Below are 20,043 nucleotides of genomic sequence, written 5' to 3'. Positions count from 1 at the left end.
ATCCCGAAGTTGGGGTCCGAACGTCAGGGACTATCAATAGACGAGGGCTTGTACGCCGTCCTCGAGCGACTCTTCGACGAACACCGGGGCCCCGGCGATGCGGATGCCGTCGTGGGCGTCGTCCGCGGTGATCGAGCGGCGGTCGGCGCACTGGGTGCACAGGGTGACCCGGCCCAGCTCGCGCACGGTGGCCAGCAGGTCGGCCAGGGGAGTGGCCAGCGGCAGGGAGAACTCCTCGGCCTTGCCGGGCACGGCGAACCAGGCGGCCTCGCCGGTGAGCCACAACGACACGTCGACGCCGGAGACGGCGGCCGCGGCCGCCACCGTGAACGCCTGGTTGCAGCGCTCGGGGTCCTCGACGCCACAGGTCACCTTGATCACCAGTCTGCGAGCCATGCGGCAACCCTAGGTGACACCACCGGCCACACATCACCGGACCGCGGACGCACGGCACTAGACTGCGGCCCATGCCGTTCGAGCTCCCTGACAACCTGCACCCCGACTGCGCCCCGATCGCCTGGATGCTCGGCACCTGGCGCGGCAACGGGCACGGTGACTATCCGACGATCGAGAAGTTCGAGTTCGGCCAGGAGCTGATCTTCACCCACGACGGGCGACCGTTCTTCCACTACATGGCGCGCGCCTGGGTCGTCGACGGCGAGGGCAACAAGGTCCGCGACGCCGCGATCGAGACCGGGTTCGTGCGCTGCAAGCCCGAGGGCAAGGTCGAGGTGGTGATGGCGCACAACACCGGCTTCACCGAGATCTGGTACGGCACCGCCGGCGAGGCCCGGATGGAGATCGTCACCGATGCGATCGCCCGCACCGAGACCGCCAAGGAGTACACCGGCGGCAAACGTCTCTACGGGTACGTCGAGGGTGACCTGCTCTACGCGTTCGACATGGCCGCCATGGGTCAGGCCCTGCAGCCGCACATCTGGGCGCGCCTCCAGAGGCAGTGAGCCGGCGGTGAGCGACCGATGAGCGGTGACTTCGCCGATCGCATCCGCTCCAGCGGCAAGCGGCTGACGGCCCAGCGCGAGCTGATCCTGCGCGCGGTGGAGACCCTCGGCCACGCCACACCCGACGAGATCCTGGCCGAGGTGCGCACCCACGCCTCGGCGGTCAACGCGTCCACGATCTACCGCAACCTCGAGGTGCTCGAGGAGCTCGGCCTGGTGCGCCACACCCACCTCAGCGACCGCGCTCCGACGTACCACTCGGTCGGCGGGCACGAGCACTTCCACCTGGTCTGCCGCGGCTGCCACAAGGTGACCTCGGTCGATCCGGCGGTGATGGGGCCGGTCGTCGAGCGGCTGCGTGCCGAGCAGGGCTTCGTGCCCGACCTCGGGCACCTGGCGATGTTCGGCCACTGCGTCGACTGCGAGGCGGGACAGAACCGGCAGCAGTGAAAGAAGCGAGCCGCAGCCCAATCGGGGGGAGGGCTGCGACCCGCTCCAGAGATCCACGATAAACCAGACGCCAAGCGGCGACGACCCCCAAATGGGGGTTCCCCGGGACGACGTAGTCTGGAGTGGTGATCAGCCCTCTCCTCGACCTCCCCGGTGCGGTCTCCGGCAACGGCATCGACGCCGGTGTCGCCGCCCACTACGGGTCCTTCAACACCGAGCAGCGCGCCCTCGAGGCCGACGAGGGCTTCGTCGACCTCTCCCACCGCGAGGTGATCCGGCTGACCGGTCCCGACCGGCTGACCTGGCTGCACAACCTGACCACCCAGCACGAGAGCGAGCTCGGCTCCGGGCGCCCGACGATGGCGCTGATCCTGAGCCCGCAGGGGCACGTCGAGCACGCGATGTACGGCGCGGACGACGCCGACACCGAGACCTTCACCGCCCACGTCGAGCCCGGCCAGGCGCAGCCGCTGATCGACTTCCTGCTCAAGATGCGCTTCATGATGCGGGTCGAGATCGACGACGTCACCGCCGACACCGCGGTGACCTGGCGGCCGGCCAAGCGCATCGGCGTCCCGTTCGACGGCTACGAGCTGGTCCCGCGCGACCGGCTCACCGCGTACGCCGAGGCGGTCGGTCCGGCGGCGGGGCTCTGGGCGTTCGAGGCGCTGCGCATCGCGCGTGGTGAGCCCCGGCTCGGCCTCGACACCGACCACCGCACGATCCCCAACGAGGCCGGGTGGGTCACCACCGCGGTGCATCTCGACAAGGGCTGCTACCGCGGCCAGGAGACGGTCGCCCGGGTGCACACCCTGGGTCGTCCGCCGCGCCGGCTGACCCTGCTGCACCTCGACGGCTCCGAGAACCGGCTGCCCGAGCAGGGCGCCGAGGTGCACCACGGCGAGAAGGCGATCGGCTTCGTCGGCACCTCGGCCCGCCACCACGAGCTGGGCCCGATCGCGCTGGCGATGATCAAGCGCAACGTGCCCGTCGACACCGAGCTCACCGTCGACGGCATGCCGGCCGGCCAGGAGGTCATCGTCGACCCCGACGCCGGGCTGCACGTGCGACCCAACCTCCGCGGCTGACCCTCCGGTGATCGCGCGCCGCCGTCTCGGGTGGCTCCTGACGGCGTGGCAGCAGCACGCCGGCGTCGCGACCACCTTCAGCAGCGAGCCGGCGTACGCCGACTGCGTGGCGACCGAGCAGCTCTGCGGCCTCCCCGAGGGCCAGCTCTCCTCGTTGGTCGACCTGGTCGGCCCCGCGGGCGCCCCGATCGTGAGGGTCCCGGCGCAGGCACGCACCCGCGCCGAGGTCGACGTACTCCTCGGTGCCGCGCTCGACGGGCGGGCCACCGCCGTCCAGTGGCGCCAGGTCGGCGCGCTGGTCCGCGAGCGCCCCGACGCCGTGCCGTACGACGACCGCATGGATGCGTTGGTCCAGCAGCTGACCGGTGCCCTGCCGCGCGGGGTCAAGCACGCGTTCCGACTGATGCGGAGCGCGGCCCTCGACATCGCCGCCGTGCCGGAGCTGAGTGACCGGATGGTCGAGGGCATCCGGTTCACCGTGGAGGACGTCGACGGCCCGGCGTTGCTGGAGCCGATCGGGCTGCTCGACGAGATCGACACGGCCGCGTCGCACCAGCTGATCCTCGAGCTGCTCGACCCGTCGCGCTCCCGGATACAACGCTCGTTCGCCGCCGGCCTGGCCACGCGGGTGCTCGAGCGTGGGGCGTTCGACGCCGACGAGCGGTCGCGGGTGCTGCTCGCGGTGCTGTCCGGCTGGCGGTCCGACCCGGTCGAGGCCAGGGCGGTCTTCGGTCAACTGATCGAGGCGTTGCCGCCGGGACTGAGCGCGGCGTTGGCCCGCGACGTACGCATCGTGACCCCCGCTCCGCCCCCGGGGGAGCCCGCCGACGAGGAGGACCGCGGTGCCCGCGACGACGCGGTCATCGGGGCCCTGATGCCTTGGGCGTTGATGGACTCCGCGATCGCCACCGACGCGGGTGACCCGGTCGTCGACGAGCTCCGGGTGGTGCTCCACGAGGCCCTGCTCGCGCCTGACGACGAGTGGCGTTGGCGGGCCTCGCTGCTGCTCAGCGCCTCGCCGTTCCACCCGGGCGTCGGCGACGGCCTCCTCGACCTGATCTCCGCCAACGGCACGGCCCCGGCCCTGCGCCGGCGTGCCGCCGAGCTGCTCTCGCACGTGTCGTGCGACCGGCACGTGCTGCGCATCGTGCAGCTGCTCGACGACCCCGATCCGCGGGTCGCCACACGGGTGACGGCGGCCTACGCGCACACGTCGCTCTCCGAGCTGGCCGACCACGTCCTGCGCACCGGCCTGACCGACGTACGGCTGCGGCTGGCCCGCGCGCGCCTCTATGCGATGGGGATGACCGGGTCGCCCGGACTGACGTGGGTGAGCCGCTCGACGACGGCGCCTCGGTGGCAGCGTCGTACGGCGGGCTGGTGGCTGGCGCGTGGCCCGGCCATCAAAGCATGAGCCTGTTGGTCGCGCGAACCCTCGACCCGTAGGCTGTCCCGCGATGCCGGTCGAAGGATGGGCAGTCAAGGAATGGCCGTCGAAGGAATGGATAGGTATGACTCTCGATTCAGCCGAGCGTCCGTGGGGATCCTGGCACGTCCTGGACGAGGGCCAGGGCTACAAGGTCAAGCGGATCCAGGTGAAGCCCGGTCAGCGGCTGTCCTACCAGACCCACAAGCACCGCTCTGAGCACTGGGTGATCATCTTCGGCATCGCCACGTGTGTCATCGACGGCGAGACGATCGTGGCCGGCCCGGGTGAGTCCATCGACGTGGCCGTCGGAGCCGCACACCGCATCACCAACGAGCACTCCGAAGAACTGGTCATCGTCGAGGTGCAGCACGGCGCCTACACCGGCGAGGACGACATCTGCCGACTCGAGGACGACTACGGCCGCGAGGACGAGGAAGCCAAGGCCTGATCGGGCTGGGGTGCGCCGTCACCCACGCACGCGTGCGGCCAGGGTGTCGAGACCGGAGCCCTCGAGCTCGTCCAACGCCGCGGGTCGTCCGGCGAACGCCACGACCAACGCCTCGCCCGGACCGCGCACCTCGGGTCCCTCTCCGCTGGACCAGTCCAGGTCGGTCGCGATCACCCGGAGACCGCGCAGGTTCTGCGGCGATGGCAGCACCCGCGCACGAGGCAGGAACTCCAGTGCGGCGAGCAGTCGCTCCGGCGGCACCTCGCGTGGGCGGCCCAGGGCCCGGCGGATGTCCTGGTGGTGGATCACGGCGTCGGTCAGCGCGATGGCCGAGCCGAACATCGACGTGATGCCCCGCGGGACGGCGTACGTGCGCAGCCGCTCGACGAGCTCGGTGGTGGGCGTGCCACGGACCTGCTCGATCCGGGTCCGGTTGCAGCGGTCGAGCGAGAAGCCTGACCGTGCGAACATGGCCAGGAAGGCCGGCCAGCCGAGCATGTCGTAGCTCGGCACGTGGCCGGCGACGTCGCGCACCGACCATCCCGGACACAGTGACGGTCGCTCCCACTCCTCGTCGGTGAGGGTCTCCAGGAAGTCCGCGAGATCGCGCCGCTCGTCGGCGGCCATTGCGCTGAGCTGGGCCATACCCCCCATTCTCGCGCGGTCAGTCCGCGATCTCCACTGTCGGCCGCCACTCCACCCGCGCCATCGCCTGGCGCACCGGCGGCTCGCGCTCGACGTCGGCGGTCACCGTGACCGAGAAGGGGTGGGCCGCGGCGTAGGCCACCGAGTACTGCATCTTGGTGGTCTGGTTCGTGATGTACGACGGCCCGAAGTAGACGAGCTCTCCTCGGCGTACTCCTTGCGTGCCGTACTTCCCGCGGTAGTGCCGCAGCATCGCCGCGTGGCTGCTCCACTCCGAGTAGACGGTCTCGGTCAGTGCGCCCGCGAAGCGCTCGATGCAGCCCATCGCGTTGATCTTCGCGCCGTAGGGACGCCCGGTCCGGCAGGCGTCGAAGTCACGATCGAGCGAGGGGAAGACGAAGCGCATCCCGTCGATGCCGCTGGGTGAGGTCGTGGGCTGGGTGGACGGTGTGGTCGAGGGGCTGTCGGAGGGAGCGGACAGCGCGTTCGGCTCGTCCTGCCAGGGCTTGGCGAGCGAGAGCGCGACGCCGGCGCTGGCGGCCAGCACCAGGGCCAGGGCGCCGAGGGCGATCCGCGCCCACGGACGCCGTCTGCGCATCAGCAGCGTGGCGTCGGGCCCCCGTCGATTGATCACGGAGGTGATCCTAGGGTGCTCGGTCCAGCTGGTGGCCGATCCGGTTCCCCCCAATTGACTTCGAACATCTGTTCGATTCTACTTGGTGAGGTGGAGCCTGGCCGGGGGCAGGCCTGGTCGCGTCTGCCGAGATCAACAGAAGGAACCCACCGTGGCGGGAGGCATGAACAGGCGCGGCGACCACGGCACGATGGCCGAGCGCGTCGCCGCCACCCGCCGCAACGCTGCTCCCGTCGAGCCACATCCGGGGGTCACGCCTGACCGGACCACGCCGGCTCTCAAGCACTGCTGGTACGCCGGCCCGCACGGTCGGCAGGCTGCCTTGCTCATCGAGTGGCGCCAGGTCAGCCCCGGTGCCGACTGGGAGGGCAACATCGCGGTCGCCGCGCCCGACGGTGAGGGCTGGGCGATCGTGACCATGTGGGTCAGCTCCGGGCTGCTCGCCCGCGTCTCAGATTGAGACTCCGAGGCCAGCCCGATCCCGGTTGACTGGTGCGGTCCCGGACGAGCAGAGGAGTGTCGGATGAACGCGTCATCGAAGGATTGGCAGGGCGAGAGCGTCACGGCGCTGGCTGGCCTGGCGGTGGAGGCCATGCCGGCCATGGAGCTGATCTATCTCGACGCGCTGGCCGTCCACCTCATGGGCCCCGATGCGCCGGTCGCGCCGTACTCGATCGAGCACGGCACCGCGGTGGTCAGCCTGCTGCTCAGGGCCGCGGCGGACTCGGCGGCGATCGAGGCGCCCGTGGAACCGGGCGACGAGGATGCCGTCGCGGTGCCGGCCCGGACGGCGGTCGTGGCCGGCGCGCACCGGTTCGCCGAGCGCGGGGGACACGGGGTGCACCAGCTCGTGACCCGTCTGATCGGCGCCGTGGTCGGTGAGCTGGAGCGGCTCAAGGAGACGCCGGACGCCCAGGTGGCCTCGTTGTTCCACTACGGGCTGTTGGCGCTCGCGTCCGGTCCCCAGAACCAGGCCTCCGCCGAGACCGCGGAGAGCCTGCAGGCGACCTTCCGGTTGTGGGACCGGCGCATCGGTGACGGCTTCGTGCCCGCGTGGCGCCTCGTCTCTGCCGAATGAGCTCGCGCGACCTCGATGTCGCAGCCACGCTGAGGAACCGCCTGCCCGGCGGCCTCGTCGTGACAGACCCCGACGTCGTCGCCTCCTACGCGCGCGACCAGTCCCGGTTCACCGAGAGCGGCCTCCCGCTCGCCGTGCTGATGCCACGCTCCACGGCCGAGGTCGCCCTCTGCATGAAGACGCTGCACGAGCTCGGCGTCGCGGTGGTGGCCCGGGGCGCCGGCAGTGGTCTCAGCGGCGCGGCCAACGCCGACGCCGGATCGGCCGTGCTGTCACTGCACCGGATGGACGAGATCCTCGAGCTCGACGTGGCCGACCGGATCGCGGTCGTGCAGCCCGGTGTGATCACCTCCACCCTGCGGGCCGCGGCCGAGGAGGCCGGGCTGTTCTATCCGCCCGACCCGGGCAGCGTGGAGCAGTGCACGGTCGGCGGCAACGCGGCCACCAACGCCGGCGGCATGTGCTGCGTGAAGTACGGCGTCACCGGCGACTTCGTGATCGGTCTCGAGATCGTGCTCGCCGACGGACGCGTGATGCGGACCGGGCGGCGTACGGTCAAGGGCGTCGCGGGCTACGACCTCGTCCGGCTCTTCGTCGGGTCGGAGGGGACCCTGGGGGTGATCACCGAGATCACGGTCCGGCTCGTGCCCGCGCCGGCCCCCCGTCACACGCTGGTCGCGTCCTTCGCCACGCTCCGGGCGGCCGGTGAGGTGGTCTCCGACATCACCGGCGCCGGCCTGACGCCCTCGTTGCTGGAGATCCTCGACCGCACCACCGTGCAGGCCGTCGACCAGCTGGCACGCATGGGCCTGGGCGATGAGGTGGCCGCGCTGCTGCTGATCCAGGGCGACGACCGGGACGCCGCCACGCTGTTGGACCGGGTCGAGCGGGTCTGCGGCGAGCGCGGTGCGGTCGACGTGGCCCGCAGCGCCGACCCGGCCGAGGCCGACCAGCTGCTCGAGGCCCGCCGACTCGCGCTTCCCGCCCTGGAGCGTCTCGGCGACTGGCTGCTCGATGACGTCGCAGTGCCCCGGTCGAGAATCGTGGACCTGATCGCGGCCGTCGAGGAGATCAGCCAACGACTCGGCATCGTGATCGGTGTCTTCGGGCACGCCGGTGACGGCAACCTGCACCCCACCGTGATCTTCGACGCCGCCGACCCGGAGAGTACGACGACCGCACGGGCCGCGTTCGACGAGATGACCCGCGCGGCGCTCGAGCTCGGCGGAACGGTGACCGGGGAGCATGGTGTCGGCCGGTTGAAACGGGAGTGGCTGGCGCGCGAGCTCGACCCCACGGCCCTGGCCGTGCACGCCGCGATCAAGTCCGCGCTCGATCCGTACGGCCGGCTCAACCCGGGGGCGGTGCTCGAGATCTCAAATCGAGACTGAGAACCGACCGGCGGCATGGTTTGCTGGGGCAATGATCTTCATCACCGCGAAGTTCCTGGTCCGCCCCGAGAGCGTCGACGCCTGGCCCGAGATCACCCGTGAGTTCACCGAGGCCACCCGGGCCGAAGAGGGCTGCCTGTGGTTCGACTGGTCACGCAGCCTCGACGACCCGACCGAGTTCGTGCTGGTCGAGGCGTTCCGTGACGGCGACGCCGGAGCCGCCCACGTCGGGTCTCAGCACTTCAAGGACGCGCAGGAGCACCTGCCGCCGCACCTGGTCGAGACCCCGCGCATCGTCTCCCTCGAGGCGCCCGGCACCGACTGGTCGCGGCTGGGCGAGCTGGCCGTCGACTGAACCGGCGCGTCACACGGGCGGCGGGTCAGGTGATGATCCCGTAGTCGCGGATCTTGCGATAGATCGTCGCCCGGGACATGCCCAGTGACTCCGAGGCGGCCACCTTGTCGCCGCCGTGGGTGGTGAGCGCCTCGACCACCGCGTCGCGCTCGAGGACCTCCAGTCGCGACAGGCTGCGACGGGTGGTCGACCGGCACTCGGGGGGCAGGTCAGCCACGTCCACGACACCCGAGCGTCGGGTGCGCACGAGCATGGCCAGGGTCTCTTTCAGGTGCGTGACGTTGCCCGTCCACGGCAGCCGCATGAGCTGGTTCATCGCTGCCTTGGACAGGATCAGCTCGGGGGCGCCGGCCCGGTTGAGCAGCAGCCGCACGAGTGCGGGCACGTCCTCGAGGTGGTGGCGCAGGGGTGGCACCGACACCGTCCGCGGGAAGAAGTGCAGCAGGTGGAGGCGGCTGTCGTCGTCGTTGAGGTCGTCCTCCCGCGTGGTGAGGGCCACCCAGGGGTCGCGGACCGCGGAGGCGCCCTGGATCTCCTGGAACAGGACGGCGAGCTCGGCGAGCTGGTCATCGGTCAACAGGTGAGCATGGCGGACCACGAGGTCTGAGCCCTCGGAGAGCTCCGCGCGGGCCAGGTCGACGAGGTCGTCGCCGACCGCCTCGGCGTCCAGGAGGGTCAGGTGGTGCGCGGAGGCGCAGTGCTGGTGCGCCGCGGCGATCAGCGTCGACGTACCCGCTCCGGGCTCGCCCTGGAGCACCACCCACTCCGACTTGGTGACCGCATCGACCAGCTCCTGGGTGACGTGCCTCCAGACCGCGCTGGCCCCGGCGATCCCCGGCAGGGCCGGCGGACGCCGGGGCGCCGGCAGGTTGCGGGGAGCGTGCTGCTCCTTGATCTGGATGATGCCTCCGGCCAGCGCCGTGCCCACGAACGTCGGTTGGTAGGCCAGGCGCGCGGTGATCCCGCTGGGCAGGTCGGCCACCAGGGTGCACGGGTTGACCCGACCCACCGCCTCCCGGGTCTGGTCGATCAGGGCGGCCTGGTCGGTGGCGTCGAAGTGCTGCTGAGCCAGCGCGTTCATCATGAAGATCTTCTCGGCGACAGCGATCACCGGTCCGCCGGAGTGACGGCACGCCGCGTAGTAGCCGCCGAGCAACGCACCGTCGAGCTCGTTGGCCTCCTCCAGGATCCGCTCCTGGATCCGCCGGGCCGCCAGCTTGGCGAAGCTCATCAGCAGCGGGTTGGTGTTCGCGGCCTCGGTGGTGATGTCGATGACGCCGAGCAGTGCCCCGGTCACCGGGTGGTTGATCAGGGCGCCGGCGCAGGAGAACTGGCGCAGGTTCCCGGTGTAGTGCTCCCCGCCGTCGATGAGGATCGGGGCGCCCATCTCGAGGGCGGTGCCGATGCCGTTGGTGCCGACATCCTGCTCGCCGTAGCGGAAGCCCGGGGCGAGGTGCACCGTGTCGAGTGCGCTGAGCAGGGTGGAGTCACCGCCGCCGCGGTCGAGGACGACGCCCTTGGCGTCGGTGAGGATCAGGCAGACCGGCTCGTTGGCGAGCTCGTCCGAGAGCGAGGCCAGCACCGGCCGGGCGGCGCGCTGCAACACCGACTCGGTCACGCGTTCCACGTAGGCCGGGTCGGGATGGTCCGTGTCGACGAGGGAGGCGAGTGATCGCTCCCACGAGATGCGGATGAAGGGGCGGACGTTGCTCACGTAGAAGAACGCTACTCCGGTCGCGTGTGACTCACGTCTCACATTGAGACAGGACCGGGGTTCGCCCACCGGTTTCATCAGTGCTCACCCCGCCCCGACCTAGGAGGCACGATGAGCAGACAGAGTCTCACCAAGGCCCACGCGAAGATCAGCGAACTCACCTGGGAGCCGACTTTCGCCACCCCGGCAACGCGCTTCGGCACCGACTACACGTTCGAGAAGGCACCGAAGAAGGACCCGCTCAAGCAGATCATGCGGTCCTACTTCCCGATGGAGGAGGAGAAGGACAACCGCGTCTACGGCGCCATGGACGGCGCCATCCGCGGCAACATGTTCCGCCAGGTCCAGCAGCGCTGGCTCGAGTGGCAGAAGCTGTTCCTCTCGATCATCCCGTTCCCGGAGATCTCGGCCGCCCGGGCCATGCCGATGGCCATCGACGCGGTGCCGAACCCGGAGATCCACAACGGGCTTGCGGTCCAGATGATCGACGAGGTGCGCCACTCGACGATCCAGATGAACCTCAAGAAGCTGTACATGAACAACTACATCGACCCGGCCGGGTTCGACATGACGGAGAAGGCGTTCGCCAACAACTACGCCGGCACCATCGGTCGTCAGTTCGGCGAGGGCTTCATCACCGGTGACGCGATCACCGCGGCCAACATCTACCTGACGGTGGTGGCCGAGACGGCGTTCACGAACACCCTGTTCGTGGCGATGCCGGACGAGGCGGCCGCCAACGGCGACTACCTCCTGCCGACCGTCTTCCACTCGGTGCAATCCGACGAGTCCCGACACATCTCCAACGGCTACTCCATCCTGCTGATGGCGCTGGCCGACGAGCGCAACCGGCCCCTCCTCGAGCGCGACATGCGCTACGCCTGGTGGAACAACCACTGCGTGGTCGACGCCGCGATCGGCACCTTCATCGAGTACGGCACGAAGGACCGCCGCAAGGACCGCGAGAGCTACGCGGAGATGTGGCGTCGCTGGATCTACGACGACTACTACCGCAGCTACCTCCTCCCGCTGGAGAAGTACGGGCTGACCATCCCGCACGACCTGGTCGAGGAGGCCTGGAACCGGATCGTCAACAAGGACTACGTGCACCGCGTCGCGCAGTTCTTCGCCACCGGTTGGCCGGTCAACTACTGGCGGATCGACACGATGACCGACACGGACTTCGAGTGGTTCGAGGAGAAGTACCCAGGCTGGTACAGCAAGTTCGGCGGCTGGTGGGAGAACTACAACCGCCTCGCCTACCCGGGCAACAACAAGCCGATCGCCTTCGAGGACGTGGGGTACAACTACCCGCACCGCTGCTGGACCTGCATGGTGCCGTGCCTCATCCGCGAGGACACCGTGTGCGAGAAGGTCGACGGTCAGTGGAAGACCTACTGCTCCGAGACCTGCCACTGGACCGACGCGGTCGCGTTCCGTTCGGAGTACGAGGGTCGCGAGACGCCCAACATGGGTCGCCTCACCGGCTTCCGCGAGTGGGAGACGCTGCACCACGACAAGGACCTCGCCGACATCGTCGAGGACCTGGGCTATGTGCGCGACGACGGCAAGACCCTCATCGGTCAGCCGCACCTCCACCTCGATGACCCGAAGAAGATGTGGACCCTCGACGACGTGCGCGGCATCCAGTTCATGAGCCCCAACGTGCTCCTGAACCAGATGTCCGACGACGAGCGCGAGAAGCACATCGCCGAGTACCGGCTGAACGACATGTCGAAGATCGCCTGAGCGACCAACGTCCGCCGCCGGGACTCTCGGCCAGCACGGGTTGGCGGCGCCGCCACGAATCAGCGGCGCCGCCAACCCTGCCGACAACCTTCCCGCCAACCCGCCCCCCCACGGACAACGAAGCATCACGACGAGAGGAGCCCCCATGTCCGAGACGCACAAGATCTACTTCGAGCCCGTCGACATCGAGATGGACGTCGGCGAGGACGAGAAGATCCTGGACGCCGCGTTCCGCCAGGGCATCCACCTGATGCACGGCTGCCGCGAAGGCCAGTGCTCGGCCTGCAAGTCCTACGTGTTGGACGGCGAGATCCAGATGGAGCGCTACTCCACGTTCGCCTGCAACGACGCCGAGGTCGACGAGGGCTACGTCCTGCTCTGCCGGGCCCACGCCTACAGCGACTGCACCATCGAGCTGCTCAACTTCGACGAGGACGAGCTGCTCGGCGGCGTCCCGATCCAGGACGTGACGACCCGGATCGCGGCGATCGAGCCGATGACCCGCGACATCGTGTCCCTGCGACTGACGGCGGCCGAGCCCACGACGTACGACTTCAAGCCCGGGCAGTACGCCGACCTGACCATCCCGGGCTCCGAAGAGACCCGCTCCTTCTCGATGGCGACGACCCAGTCGACACCGGGCGAGGTCGAGTTCCTGATCAAGAAGTACCCGGGTGGGAAGTTCTCCGCCCTGCTCGACGACGGCCTGTCGGTCGGCGACGAGATCAAGCTGACCGGCCCCTACGGGTCGTTCACCCTCAAAGAGGGACACGTCCTGCCGGTGGTCTGCATCGGCGGCGGCGCGGGCATGGCGCCGATCCTGTCCCTGCTCCGGTGCCTCCAGGAGACCGAGAGCACGAGGCCGGTGCGCTTCTACTACGGCGCGAGGACGGCCGACGACCTCTTCTACGTCGACCTGATCAACACGATCGGCAAGGGCCTGCGGGACTTCGAGTTCGTCGTCTGCCTGTCTGAGTCGATGCCTGAGGACCCCGAGGCGTACCCGTTCGAGGCCGAGGCCGGCAACGTCACCGACGTGGTGGCCCGCCGCGAGGAGAGCCTGAACAAGGCCGAGGTCTACCTGTGCGGTCCGCCGCCGATGGTCGACGCGGCGATGGAGTTCCTCGAGCAGCACGGGGTGCCGAAGGACCAGGTCTTCCACGACTCGTTCACCAGCCCCGTGACCGCGGACTGAGTAGCACCAAAGCATCAACCAGGCAGATCAACCAGGCAGATCAACCAAGGAGTTGAAAGACATGGCAGACATCACCGATCAGAAGGAACGGAGCTTTCCGAAGATCGAGTTCACCGACTCGGAAGCCGGAGCGCTGACCTTCCCCAGCTCGAAGAGCCGCAGCTACAACTACTACAAGCCGGCCAAGCTGCGGGCCACGATGTACGAGGACGTGACCGTCGACGTACAGCCTGACCCTGAGCGGCACCTCAGCCAGGGCTGGATCTACGGCTTCGGCGATGGCCCCGGTGGCTACCCGAAGGAATGGACCACGGCCAAGTCGGCGGACTGGCACAAGTTCCTGGATCCCAACGAGGAGTGGGAGCAGTCGATCTACCGCAACAACTCCAAGGTCGTCCACCAGGTCGAGCTGTGCCTGAAGAATGCCAAGCGGGCCGGTGTCTACGACCACTGGAGCCCGTCCTGGTTGAAGTTCCTCGAACGCAACGTCGGTGCCTGGATGCACGCCGAGAACGGCCTGGCGCTGCACGTGTTCAGCTCCATCCAGCGCTCCGGTCCCACCAACATGATCAACACCGCGGTGGCGGTCAACGCAGCCCACAAGATGCGTTTCGCCCAGGACCTCGCGCTGTTCAACCTGGACCTCTCCGAAGCCGACGTGCCCTTCGAGGGTCAGGCGCACAGGGAGGTGTGGCAGGAGGCGCCCGAGTGGCAGCCGACTCGTGAGGTCGTCGAGCAGCTGACCGCCACCGGTGACTGGTGTGAGCTGCTGTTCGCCACCAACATCATCTTCGAGCAGCTCGTCGGATCGCTCTTCCGCACCGAGCTGGTGATGCAGGTCGCGGCCCGCAACGGCGACTACATCACCCCTACGATCGTCGGCACCGGTGAGTACGACTACGACCGCGACCTGGGCTACACCAGGGCCCTGTTCCGGATGCTCACCCAGGACGAGGAGCACGGCGAGGCCAACAAGGAGCTCTTCGGCACCTGGCTCACCAAGTGGGTGCCCCGCTGCCTGGAGGCCACCCATGCGCTCCAGCCGATCTGGTCGCAGGCCGCGGAGAAGCCGGTCACGTTCGCGACCAGCCAGGAGAACGCCAACTCGAAATTCGTATCCGTCCTCGAGGACCTCGGCCTCGACGCCCCGAAGGAGCTTGACCAGTGAACATGCAATTCGGATCCGCCACGGAGTTCTCCAACATGTGTGGCGTCACCCTGATGAACACTTCCATCGGACGAGTCGTCGCGGAGGTCATGGGCGACAAGGAGGGCGTGGAGCTCACCGAGTACCCCTCGATGATCCGCGTCGACGGCGTCAAGCTCCTCGAGTTCGACTACGACGAGCTGACCGACGCGCTTGGCACGGAGTTCGACGGCTCGGTCTTCGAAGAGATCAGCTCCACGCACTACGGGCGGATGGTGCACCTGGACGACAAGACCATGTTGTTCGCCAGCCCCGAGGACGCGGCCGAGTACATCGGCTTCGACCTCACCGCCAGCAGCTGAGCTCCACCACTGACGTCCCGTCCGGGGTCCGGGTCTGTGGCTCCGGACGGGACTCCAACAGACCACCAGCAGACCCACTCTGATCACGAGAATTGAGGCACGACATGTACACCAAGGATGGCGAGAACTACTTCATCGTCGACAGCCACGTCCACCTGTGGGACGGGCGGAAGCAGAACCAGAAGAACGTCCATGGGCAGGAGTTCATCGACTGCTTCTTCGACTACCACAGCAACCTCAGTCCCGACTCCGAGAAGTGGAGCTACGACGAGTACGTCTACTACGGCGGCGAGCGTCTGATGAAGGACCTCTTCGAGGACGGGTACGTCGACCACGCCATCTTCCAGTCCACGATGCTGATGGAGTTCTACAAGCGAGGGTTCTCCTGCTCCGACGAGAGCTGGGACCTGGTCCAGAAGCACCCGGACAAGCTGACCTACAACCACTCCTTCGACCCGCGCAACGGCGAGGCCGGGCTCAAGCAGCTCGTGGCCGACGCCGAGAAGTTCAACCTGCGCGGCGTCAAGCTCTACACCGCCGAGTGGCACGGCGACTCCCGCGGCTACAAGCTCAGCGACCCGGGGTGCCGCACCTACCTCGAGAAGTGTCTCGAGCTGGGCATCACCAACATCCACGTGCACAAGGGCCCGACCCTCAAGCCGCTGGACAAGGATGCCTTCAACGTCGACGACGTCGACGCCGTGGCCTCGGACTACCTCGACCTCAACTTCATCGTGGAGCACTGCGGCCTCCCGCGGCTGGAGGACTTCTGCTGGATCGCCACCCAGGAGTCCAACGTGTACGCCGGCCTGTCGGTCGTGATGCCGTTCATCCACACCAGGCCGCGCTACTTCGCCGAGGTGATCGGCGAGCTCCTCTACTGGGTGGGGGAGGACAAGATGACCTTCTCCAGCGACTACGCGCTGTGGACCCCGAAGTGGCTGATCGAGAAGTTCGTGGACTTCCAGATCCCCGAGGACCTGACCGACTACGCGCCGATCACCACCGACCAGAAGAAGAAGATCCTCGGCCTCAACGCCGCTGCGCTCTATGACATCGAGGTGCCCGAGCACCTGCGGCTGCCGACCTCGGCGGGCGACGCCGACACGGAGGTCGCTCCCGGCGCGAAGCAGGCAGTGGCGTCATGACCATCGTGGCCATGTCTCTCGAGGCGGAGGTGATGGAGGCGCTCTCGACGGTCCTCGACCCGGAGCTCGACGAGCCCATCACCGACCTGGGATTCGTGCGGTCGGTCGACATCGACGACGTCGGCGTCACCGTGCACGTGCGGCTGCCCACGTCGTTCTGCTCACCCAACTTCGCCTATCTGATGACCTCCGACGCCCTCGACGCGGTGCGCCGCATTGAGGACGTCGGTCAGGTCCGGGTCTTCCTCGACGACCATCACGACTCGGACAAGATCAACGCCGGGCTGGCGGCCGACGCGGGCTATCGCGGCACGTTCGGGGGCGAGGCCGAGGACAGCCTCGACGAGCTGCGACGGACCTTCCAGGTCAAGGCGCACACAGCGGCGATGGAGCGCTGCATCGAGGAGCGGCTCAAGAACTCCGGGCTCACTGTCGCCGATGTCTACCGGCTGCGGCTCAACAACCTGCCGGGGGGGCACATCAAGGACGCGTTGCTGCGCCGGCGTACGGCGATCGGCCTGGGCATCGGCCCGCACGCGCGGGTGTTCGTCGACGAGCACGACGTCCCGGTGCCTCCGGACGAGGTGCCGTTGCGGCTGCGCTTCGCGAAGTCGGTGCGGATCTCGATCGAGGGCAACTCCCATTTCTGCCGGGGGCTCCTGGGCACCCGTTACGCGGACGAGGACGACCTGACCACCCGCATCACCAACACCCGAGGAACCAGCAGCAGCGGAACCAGCAGCAGGCTCACAGCAAGGAGCGCGTCATGAAGGCAGTGCAGGTGGTCGGCTACCACACCAAGATGCAGCTGACGGAGGTGCCGGACCCCGAGGTCACCGGGCCCTTCGACGTGGTCGTGAAGATCGGTGGCGCGGGGGTCTGCCGCACAGACCTCCACGTCCTCGAGGGGCAGTGGGAGGCCAAGTCGGGCGTCGAGCTGCCCTACACGATCGGCCATGAGAACGCCGGTTGGGTGCACGCCGTCGGCGACGCGGTCACCAACGTGGCCGTGGGGGACAAGGTGATCCTGCACCCGTTGATGACCTGCGGCCTGTGCCGGGCCTGTCGGTTCGGTGACGACGTGCACTGCGAGAACAGCCAGTTCCCGGGCATCGACACCAACGGCGGGTACGCCGAGTTCCTGCTCACCAACGCGCGCAGCGTCGTGAAGATCGACGACTCACTCGAGCCGGCCGACGTCGCGGCGCTGGCCGATGCCGGACTGACGGCGTACCACGCGGTCGCGAAGGCAGCGGCCGCGACCAGGCCGGGGGACGTGTGCGTGATGATCGGCGCCGGCGGCCTGGGCCACATCGGAATCCAGGTGATGAAGGCGATCTCGGCGGCGACCATCGTCGTCGTGGACCGCAATCAGGCCGCCCTCGACCTGGCCAGCGAGATCGGTGCCGACCACGTGGTCCTGGCCGACGGCGGTCACGTGGACAAGGTGCTTGAGCTCACCGGCGGCAATGGTGCCGAGGCGGTCGTCGACTTCGTCGGCGAGGGCGGCGCGACCGCCGAGGGCGTCGCGATGCTGCGTCGGGCCGGCAACTACTTCGTCGTGGGCTACGGCGAGAACATCGACGTCCCGACGATCGACGTGATCTCCACCGAGATCAACTTCATCGGCAACCTCGTCGGCTCCTACAACGACCTGGCCGAGCTGATGGTGCTCGCGGCCCGGGGCGACGTACGCCTGCACACCACGACGTACCCGCTCGCGGACTTCCAGCAGGCACTCGACGATCTCGACCAGGGACGGGTCCGGGGCCGGGCGATTCTCGTCCCCTGACCGCTCCATCGCTCCATCGCTCCACCGCTCCACCCGATTCACCCATCAACAGACCGAACCAAATCTCAACGTGAAGGGTTGTTCGACATGGCTAAGGAACTGCGGTTCAACGAAGACGCACGACGACTGCTCGAGTCCGGTGTGAACGCACTGGCCGATGCGGTGAAGGTGACGCTGGGCCCGAAGGGGCGCAACGCGGTCCTGGAGAAGCTCACCGGCCCGCCCACCATCACCAACGACGGGGTGACCATCGCCAAGGAGATCCAGCTGCGGGAGCCGTTCGCCAACATGGGCGCCCAGCTGGTCAAGGAAGTCGCGATGAAGACCAACGGCGTGGTCGGCGACGGTACGACGACCGCGACCGTGCTGGCCCAGGCGATGGTCCGCGAGGGCATGGCCGCGGTCACCAACGGCGCCAACCCGATGCGGGTCCGTCGTGGCATCGAGCGCACCATCCCGATCCTGATCGAGACCCTGGCCGAGATGGCCGTCGACGTCTCCGGTCAGGAGGACCTCGAGCGGATCGCCACCCTGGCCGCCAGCGACGACGAGTCGATCGGTGTGGTCATCGCCGAGGCCGTGGCTCGGGTGGGTCGCAACGGCATCGTCACCACCGAGGAGTCCGAGTCCCTGGGCCTCTCCGTCGACGTGGTCGACGGCATCGAGTTCGACCACGGCTACATCTCCGGCTACATGGTCACCGACCAGGAGAAGATGGAGACGGTCTACGCGAACCCGGTGATCCTGCTGACCAACAAGAAGATCAGCCAGGTGCAGGACATCATGCCGACCCTCGAGCTCGCCAAGCGCGCCGAGCGGCCTTTGGTGGTCCTCGCCGAGGACGTCGACGGGCCGGCGCTGCAGCTGCTGGTCGGCGGCAACATGCACAACACCATGCAGTCGGTCGTCGTCCGCGCTCCCGGTTTCGGGCACCGCCGCGTCGCCGAGCTGCAGGACCTCGCGGTGGCGCTGGGCGGTCAGGTGATCGCCAAGGACACCGGGCTCGAGCTGAGCGAGGTCACCGCCGCGCATCTCGGCTCCTGTGACCGGATCACGATCACCGAGAGCGACACCACCATGGTCGGTGGACACGGCGAGAAGGAGCTGCTCGATGCCCGGATCAAGCAGCTGGAGACCCAGTTCGAGCGGGCCCGGCTCGACGCCGACCAGGACAGCCTGCAGCTGAGGCTGGCCCGCCTGGCCGGCACGGTCGCGGTGATCAAGGTCGGTGGCGCCACCAGCGTCGAGCTCAGGGAGCGGATGCTGCGCGTCGACGACGCCCTGTCCGCGACCCGGGCCGCGCTCGAGGAAGGGGTCGTGGCCGGCGGAGGCGCCGCGCTCGTGCACGCCCAGGACGCGGTGTCGCGGGTGGAGCTGACCGGCGACGACGCGGTCGGCCGTGAGGTCGTACGTCGAGCCCTGGCCGAGCCGCTGCGCTGGATCTCGATCAACGCCGGCTACGACGGCGACGAGGTGGTCGAGAAGGTGGCCACGTTGCCGCCCGCGCACGGGTTCAACGCGCTGTCGGGTGAGTACGTCGACATGTTCGTAGACGGTGTCATCGACCCGTTCAAGGTGACCCGGGCCGCGCTGGAGAGCGCCGCCTCGATCGCCGCGCTGCTGATCACGACCGAGACCGCTGTCGTCGAGGAAGTCTTCGGCAACCCCGGGGCGATCATGGCGCCCGGCTTCGGCGACCTGGCCGAGGGCATGGTCCGGCCCTCGAACATCTACTGAGGGGCCGGGGCAATGGACAGCGGACTGCTCCTGGTGGTCGTGGGTGCATTGCTCGTGACGAGCCTGCTGCTGCGCAATGCGGCAGCAGGCCACGTCACCCCCGAGATGGTGCCCACGTGTCTGGCCGGCAGGCTCCGGCTCAGCAACCGGCTCGCGCCGGTGATGCTGGCCCTGGCGACGGCGGTGCTGATCGGCGGTATCGCCCTCCTGCTGACGTCTCAGATTGCGACAAGAGTGTGACGTGGATCTCTCTAGGGTCACGACATGACGATCACAACGAGCACGCAGGTCACGGCGAGCTGCTGTGACCCCGAGGAGAAGCACAAGTACGTCGACTTCCTGAGGGCGGTCTTCACCGTCACCGACGGACGCGAGCCGTCCGGGGTGGCGACGATCGCGGTCCGTGTCGGCACCACCAACGCCGCCGCCGAGGACACGGTGCGCGCCCTCTACGAGCACGGTCTCGTCCGGGTCGACGGCGACGGCTGGCTGACCCTGACCGAGCACGGCATGGAGCACGCCCGAGCGGCCGTCGGCCACCGCGGCGTGCCGAGGGCGCGGTCATGACCCTCGACGAGCTGCCGCGCTCGGGCCGGGCGATGGTGACCGGCCTGGACGCCCGCGGTGCGGAGCGCCGGCGGCTGATGGACCTCGGGGTGCTGCCCGGCGTCGAGGTGACCGCCGAGATGGCCAGCCCGTTGGGGGACCCGCGGGCCTAC

At 68.6% G+C, this 20,043-nt stretch carries 24 protein-coding genes; 20 read left to right on the top strand and 4 right to left on the bottom strand.

What is annotated here, in order from left to right:
• Positions 1-33: 33 nt before the first annotated feature.
• Positions 34-396 (bottom strand): DsrE family protein, encoded by a 363-nt coding sequence (locus tag NJ4_RS17785; protein ID WP_067438092.1) that lies wholly within the window; start codon positions 394-396, stop codon positions 34-36.
• Between the two features lie 71 nt (positions 397-467).
• On the opposite strand from NJ4_RS17785, the gene NJ4_RS17780 reads away from it, so the two are divergent.
• The 5 genes from NJ4_RS17780 (at position 468) to NJ4_RS17760 (ending at position 4,377) form a co-directional block, all read left to right on the top strand.
• Complete coding sequence (locus tag NJ4_RS17780) at positions 468-962, top strand: FABP family protein (protein ID WP_067438091.1); 495 nt, start codon at positions 468-470, stop codon at positions 960-962.
• Between the two features lie 18 nt (positions 963-980).
• Positions 981-1,412 (top strand): Fur family transcriptional regulator, encoded by a 432-nt coding sequence (locus NJ4_RS17775; protein ID WP_067438090.1) that lies wholly within the window; start codon positions 981-983, stop codon positions 1,410-1,412.
• 125 nt (positions 1,413-1,537) lie between these two features.
• On the top strand, positions 1,538-2,500 hold the full coding sequence (ygfZ, locus tag NJ4_RS17770) for a CAF17-like 4Fe-4S cluster assembly/insertion protein YgfZ (protein WP_067438115.1): 963 nt from the start codon (positions 1,538-1,540) through the stop codon (positions 2,498-2,500).
• Between the two features lie 7 nt (positions 2,501-2,507).
• Complete coding sequence (locus NJ4_RS17765; RefSeq protein ID WP_067438088.1) at positions 2,508-3,914, top strand: hypothetical protein; 1,407 nt, start codon at positions 2,508-2,510, stop codon at positions 3,912-3,914.
• Between the two features lie 97 nt (positions 3,915-4,011).
• A complete protein-coding gene (locus NJ4_RS17760; protein ID WP_067438086.1) occupies positions 4,012-4,377 on the top strand; it encodes a phosphomannose isomerase type II C-terminal cupin domain in 366 nt (121 codons plus the stop codon).
• A gap of 18 nt (positions 4,378-4,395) precedes the next feature.
• Here the strand turns inward: NJ4_RS17760 and NJ4_RS17755 are convergent, their stop codons facing one another.
• Complete coding sequence (locus tag NJ4_RS17755) at positions 4,396-5,022, bottom strand: maleylpyruvate isomerase family mycothiol-dependent enzyme (protein ID WP_157551202.1); 627 nt, start codon at positions 5,020-5,022, stop codon at positions 4,396-4,398.
• Positions 5,023-5,041: 19 nt separating this feature from the next.
• Positions 5,042-5,656: a hypothetical protein gene (locus NJ4_RS17750; RefSeq protein ID WP_067438082.1), complete on the bottom strand. Its 615-nt coding sequence runs from the start codon at positions 5,654-5,656 to the stop codon at positions 5,042-5,044.
• A gap of 163 nt (positions 5,657-5,819) precedes the next feature.
• On the opposite strand from NJ4_RS17750, the gene NJ4_RS17745 reads away from it, so the two are divergent.
• The 4 genes from NJ4_RS17745 (at position 5,820) to NJ4_RS17730 (ending at position 8,480) form a co-directional block, all read left to right on the top strand.
• Complete coding sequence (locus tag NJ4_RS17745; RefSeq protein ID WP_067438076.1) at positions 5,820-6,116, top strand: hypothetical protein; 297 nt, start codon at positions 5,820-5,822, stop codon at positions 6,114-6,116.
• Positions 6,117-6,179: 63 nt separating this feature from the next.
• On the top strand, positions 6,180-6,734 hold the full coding sequence (locus NJ4_RS17740; RefSeq protein ID WP_067438074.1) for a hypothetical protein: 555 nt from the start codon (positions 6,180-6,182) through the stop codon (positions 6,732-6,734).
• Positions 6,731-8,125: an FAD-binding oxidoreductase gene (locus NJ4_RS17735; RefSeq protein ID WP_067438072.1), complete on the top strand. Its 1,395-nt coding sequence runs from the start codon at positions 6,731-6,733 to the stop codon at positions 8,123-8,125. The genes NJ4_RS17740 and NJ4_RS17735 overlap by 4 nt, the downstream gene beginning before the upstream one ends.
• A gap of 31 nt (positions 8,126-8,156) precedes the next feature.
• Entirely contained in the window at positions 8,157-8,480 is a 324-nt protein-coding gene (locus NJ4_RS17730) for a putative quinol monooxygenase (protein ID WP_067438069.1), read from the top strand.
• Positions 8,481-8,505: 25 nt separating this feature from the next.
• On the opposite strand, the gene NJ4_RS17725 is transcribed toward NJ4_RS17730, so the two are convergent.
• Positions 8,506-10,194: a sigma-54-dependent Fis family transcriptional regulator gene (locus tag NJ4_RS17725; protein WP_217996908.1), complete on the bottom strand. Its 1,689-nt coding sequence runs from the start codon at positions 10,192-10,194 to the stop codon at positions 8,506-8,508.
• 111 nt (positions 10,195-10,305) lie between these two features.
• Between NJ4_RS17725 and NJ4_RS17720 the strand changes: the two genes are divergently transcribed.
• The 11 genes from NJ4_RS17720 to NJ4_RS27205 form a co-directional block, all read left to right on the top strand.
• Positions 10,306-11,943 carry a ferritin family protein gene (locus tag NJ4_RS17720; protein WP_067438067.1) on the top strand — a complete coding sequence of 546 codons (1,638 nt, stop codon included), beginning with the start codon at positions 10,306-10,308 and terminating at the stop codon, positions 11,941-11,943.
• Positions 11,944-12,088: 145 nt separating this feature from the next.
• Positions 12,089-13,138, top strand: a complete 1,050-nt coding sequence (locus NJ4_RS17715; RefSeq protein ID WP_067438066.1) for an FAD-binding oxidoreductase — start codon at positions 12,089-12,091, stop codon at positions 13,136-13,138.
• 61 nt (positions 13,139-13,199) lie between these two features.
• Entirely contained in the window at positions 13,200-14,306 is a 1,107-nt protein-coding gene (locus tag NJ4_RS17710) for an aromatic/alkene monooxygenase hydroxylase subunit beta (protein ID WP_067438065.1), read from the top strand.
• Between the two features lie 2 nt (positions 14,307-14,308).
• Positions 14,309-14,647: a propane 2-monooxygenase effector subunit MimD gene (gene mimD / locus NJ4_RS17705; RefSeq protein WP_157551204.1), complete on the top strand. Its 339-nt coding sequence runs from the start codon at positions 14,309-14,311 to the stop codon at positions 14,645-14,647.
• A gap of 104 nt (positions 14,648-14,751) precedes the next feature.
• Positions 14,752-15,795, top strand: coding sequence for an amidohydrolase family protein (locus NJ4_RS17700; protein WP_067438063.1), 1,044 nt, complete (start codon positions 14,752-14,754; stop codon positions 15,793-15,795).
• Entirely contained in the window at positions 15,792-16,565 is a 774-nt protein-coding gene (locus tag NJ4_RS17695) for an iron-sulfur cluster assembly protein (RefSeq protein WP_067438062.1), read from the top strand. The genes NJ4_RS17700 and NJ4_RS17695 overlap by 4 nt, the downstream gene beginning before the upstream one ends.
• On the top strand, positions 16,562-17,587 hold the full coding sequence (locus NJ4_RS17690; protein WP_067438057.1) for an NAD(P)-dependent alcohol dehydrogenase: 1,026 nt from the start codon (positions 16,562-16,564) through the stop codon (positions 17,585-17,587). The genes NJ4_RS17695 and NJ4_RS17690 overlap by 4 nt, the downstream gene beginning before the upstream one ends.
• Before the next feature lie 87 nt (positions 17,588-17,674).
• Positions 17,675-19,324, top strand: a complete 1,650-nt coding sequence (gene groL / locus NJ4_RS17685) for a chaperonin GroEL (RefSeq protein WP_067438107.1) — start codon at positions 17,675-17,677, stop codon at positions 19,322-19,324.
• Positions 19,325-19,336: 12 nt separating this feature from the next.
• A complete protein-coding gene (locus NJ4_RS17680; RefSeq protein WP_067438056.1) occupies positions 19,337-19,564 on the top strand; it encodes a hypothetical protein in 228 nt (75 codons plus the stop codon).
• Between the two features lie 24 nt (positions 19,565-19,588).
• Positions 19,589-19,891: a helix-turn-helix domain-containing protein gene (locus NJ4_RS17675; RefSeq protein WP_067438055.1), complete on the top strand. Its 303-nt coding sequence runs from the start codon at positions 19,589-19,591 to the stop codon at positions 19,889-19,891.
• Positions 19,888-20,043 (top strand): FeoA family protein (locus NJ4_RS27205; protein WP_067438053.1); only part of this gene is annotated, 156 nt, incomplete at its 3' end. The genes NJ4_RS17675 and NJ4_RS27205, both read left to right, overlap by 4 nt.

Origin of the sequence: Nocardioides jensenii JCM 1364 = NBRC 14755 (assembly GCF_001552535.1) — a bacterium.
Taxonomy (GTDB): Bacteria; Actinomycetota; Actinomycetes; order Propionibacteriales; family Nocardioidaceae; genus Nocardioides; species Nocardioides jensenii.
The sequence above is the reverse complement of the archived record's forward strand: the minus strand, read 5'-3'. Positions and strand labels throughout refer to the sequence as shown.

What these genes read in the sequence shown, in the direction of transcription:
- NJ4_RS17710 (WP_067438065.1), top strand. Translation starts at nt 13,200, where the DNA reads ATGGCAGACATCACCGATCAGAAGGAACGGAGCTTTCCGAAGATCGAG.
- NJ4_RS17760 (WP_067438086.1), top strand. Translation starts at nt 4,012, where the DNA reads ATGACTCTCGATTCAGCCGAGCGTCCGTGGGGATCCTGGCACGTCCTG.
- NJ4_RS17720 (WP_067438067.1), top strand. Translation starts at nt 10,306, where the DNA reads ATGAGCAGACAGAGTCTCACCAAGGCCCACGCGAAGATCAGCGAACTC.
- NJ4_RS17780 (WP_067438091.1), top strand. Translation starts at nt 468, where the DNA reads ATGCCGTTCGAGCTCCCTGACAACCTGCACCCCGACTGCGCCCCGATC.
- NJ4_RS17715 (WP_067438066.1), top strand. Translation starts at nt 12,089, where the DNA reads ATGTCCGAGACGCACAAGATCTACTTCGAGCCCGTCGACATCGAGATG.
- NJ4_RS17730 (WP_067438069.1), top strand. Translation starts at nt 8,157, where the DNA reads ATGATCTTCATCACCGCGAAGTTCCTGGTCCGCCCCGAGAGCGTCGAC.
- NJ4_RS17745 (WP_067438076.1), top strand. Translation starts at nt 5,820, where the DNA reads ATGAACAGGCGCGGCGACCACGGCACGATGGCCGAGCGCGTCGCCGCC.
- NJ4_RS17695 (WP_067438062.1), top strand. Translation starts at nt 15,792, where the DNA reads ATGACCATCGTGGCCATGTCTCTCGAGGCGGAGGTGATGGAGGCGCTC.
- NJ4_RS17740 (WP_067438074.1), top strand. Translation starts at nt 6,180, where the DNA reads ATGAACGCGTCATCGAAGGATTGGCAGGGCGAGAGCGTCACGGCGCTG.
- NJ4_RS17735 (WP_067438072.1), top strand. Translation starts at nt 6,731, where the DNA reads ATGAGCTCGCGCGACCTCGATGTCGCAGCCACGCTGAGGAACCGCCTG.
- NJ4_RS17675 (WP_067438055.1), top strand. Translation starts at nt 19,589, where the DNA reads ATGACGATCACAACGAGCACGCAGGTCACGGCGAGCTGCTGTGACCCC.
- NJ4_RS17785 (WP_067438092.1), bottom strand. Translation starts at nt 396, where the DNA reads ATGGCTCGCAGACTGGTGATCAAGGTGACCTGTGGCGTCGAGGACCCC.
- mimD (WP_157551204.1), top strand. Translation starts at nt 14,309, where the DNA reads ATGCAATTCGGATCCGCCACGGAGTTCTCCAACATGTGTGGCGTCACC.
- NJ4_RS17690 (WP_067438057.1), top strand. Translation starts at nt 16,562, where the DNA reads ATGAAGGCAGTGCAGGTGGTCGGCTACCACACCAAGATGCAGCTGACG.
- NJ4_RS17775 (WP_067438090.1), top strand. Translation starts at nt 981, where the DNA reads ATGAGCGGTGACTTCGCCGATCGCATCCGCTCCAGCGGCAAGCGGCTG.
- NJ4_RS17700 (WP_067438063.1), top strand. Translation starts at nt 14,752, where the DNA reads ATGTACACCAAGGATGGCGAGAACTACTTCATCGTCGACAGCCACGTC.
- groL (WP_067438107.1), top strand. Translation starts at nt 17,675, where the DNA reads ATGGCTAAGGAACTGCGGTTCAACGAAGACGCACGACGACTGCTCGAG.
- NJ4_RS17680 (WP_067438056.1), top strand. Translation starts at nt 19,337, where the DNA reads ATGGACAGCGGACTGCTCCTGGTGGTCGTGGGTGCATTGCTCGTGACG.
- NJ4_RS17755 (WP_157551202.1), bottom strand. Translation starts at nt 5,022, where the DNA reads ATGGCCCAGCTCAGCGCAATGGCCGCCGACGAGCGGCGCGATCTCGCG.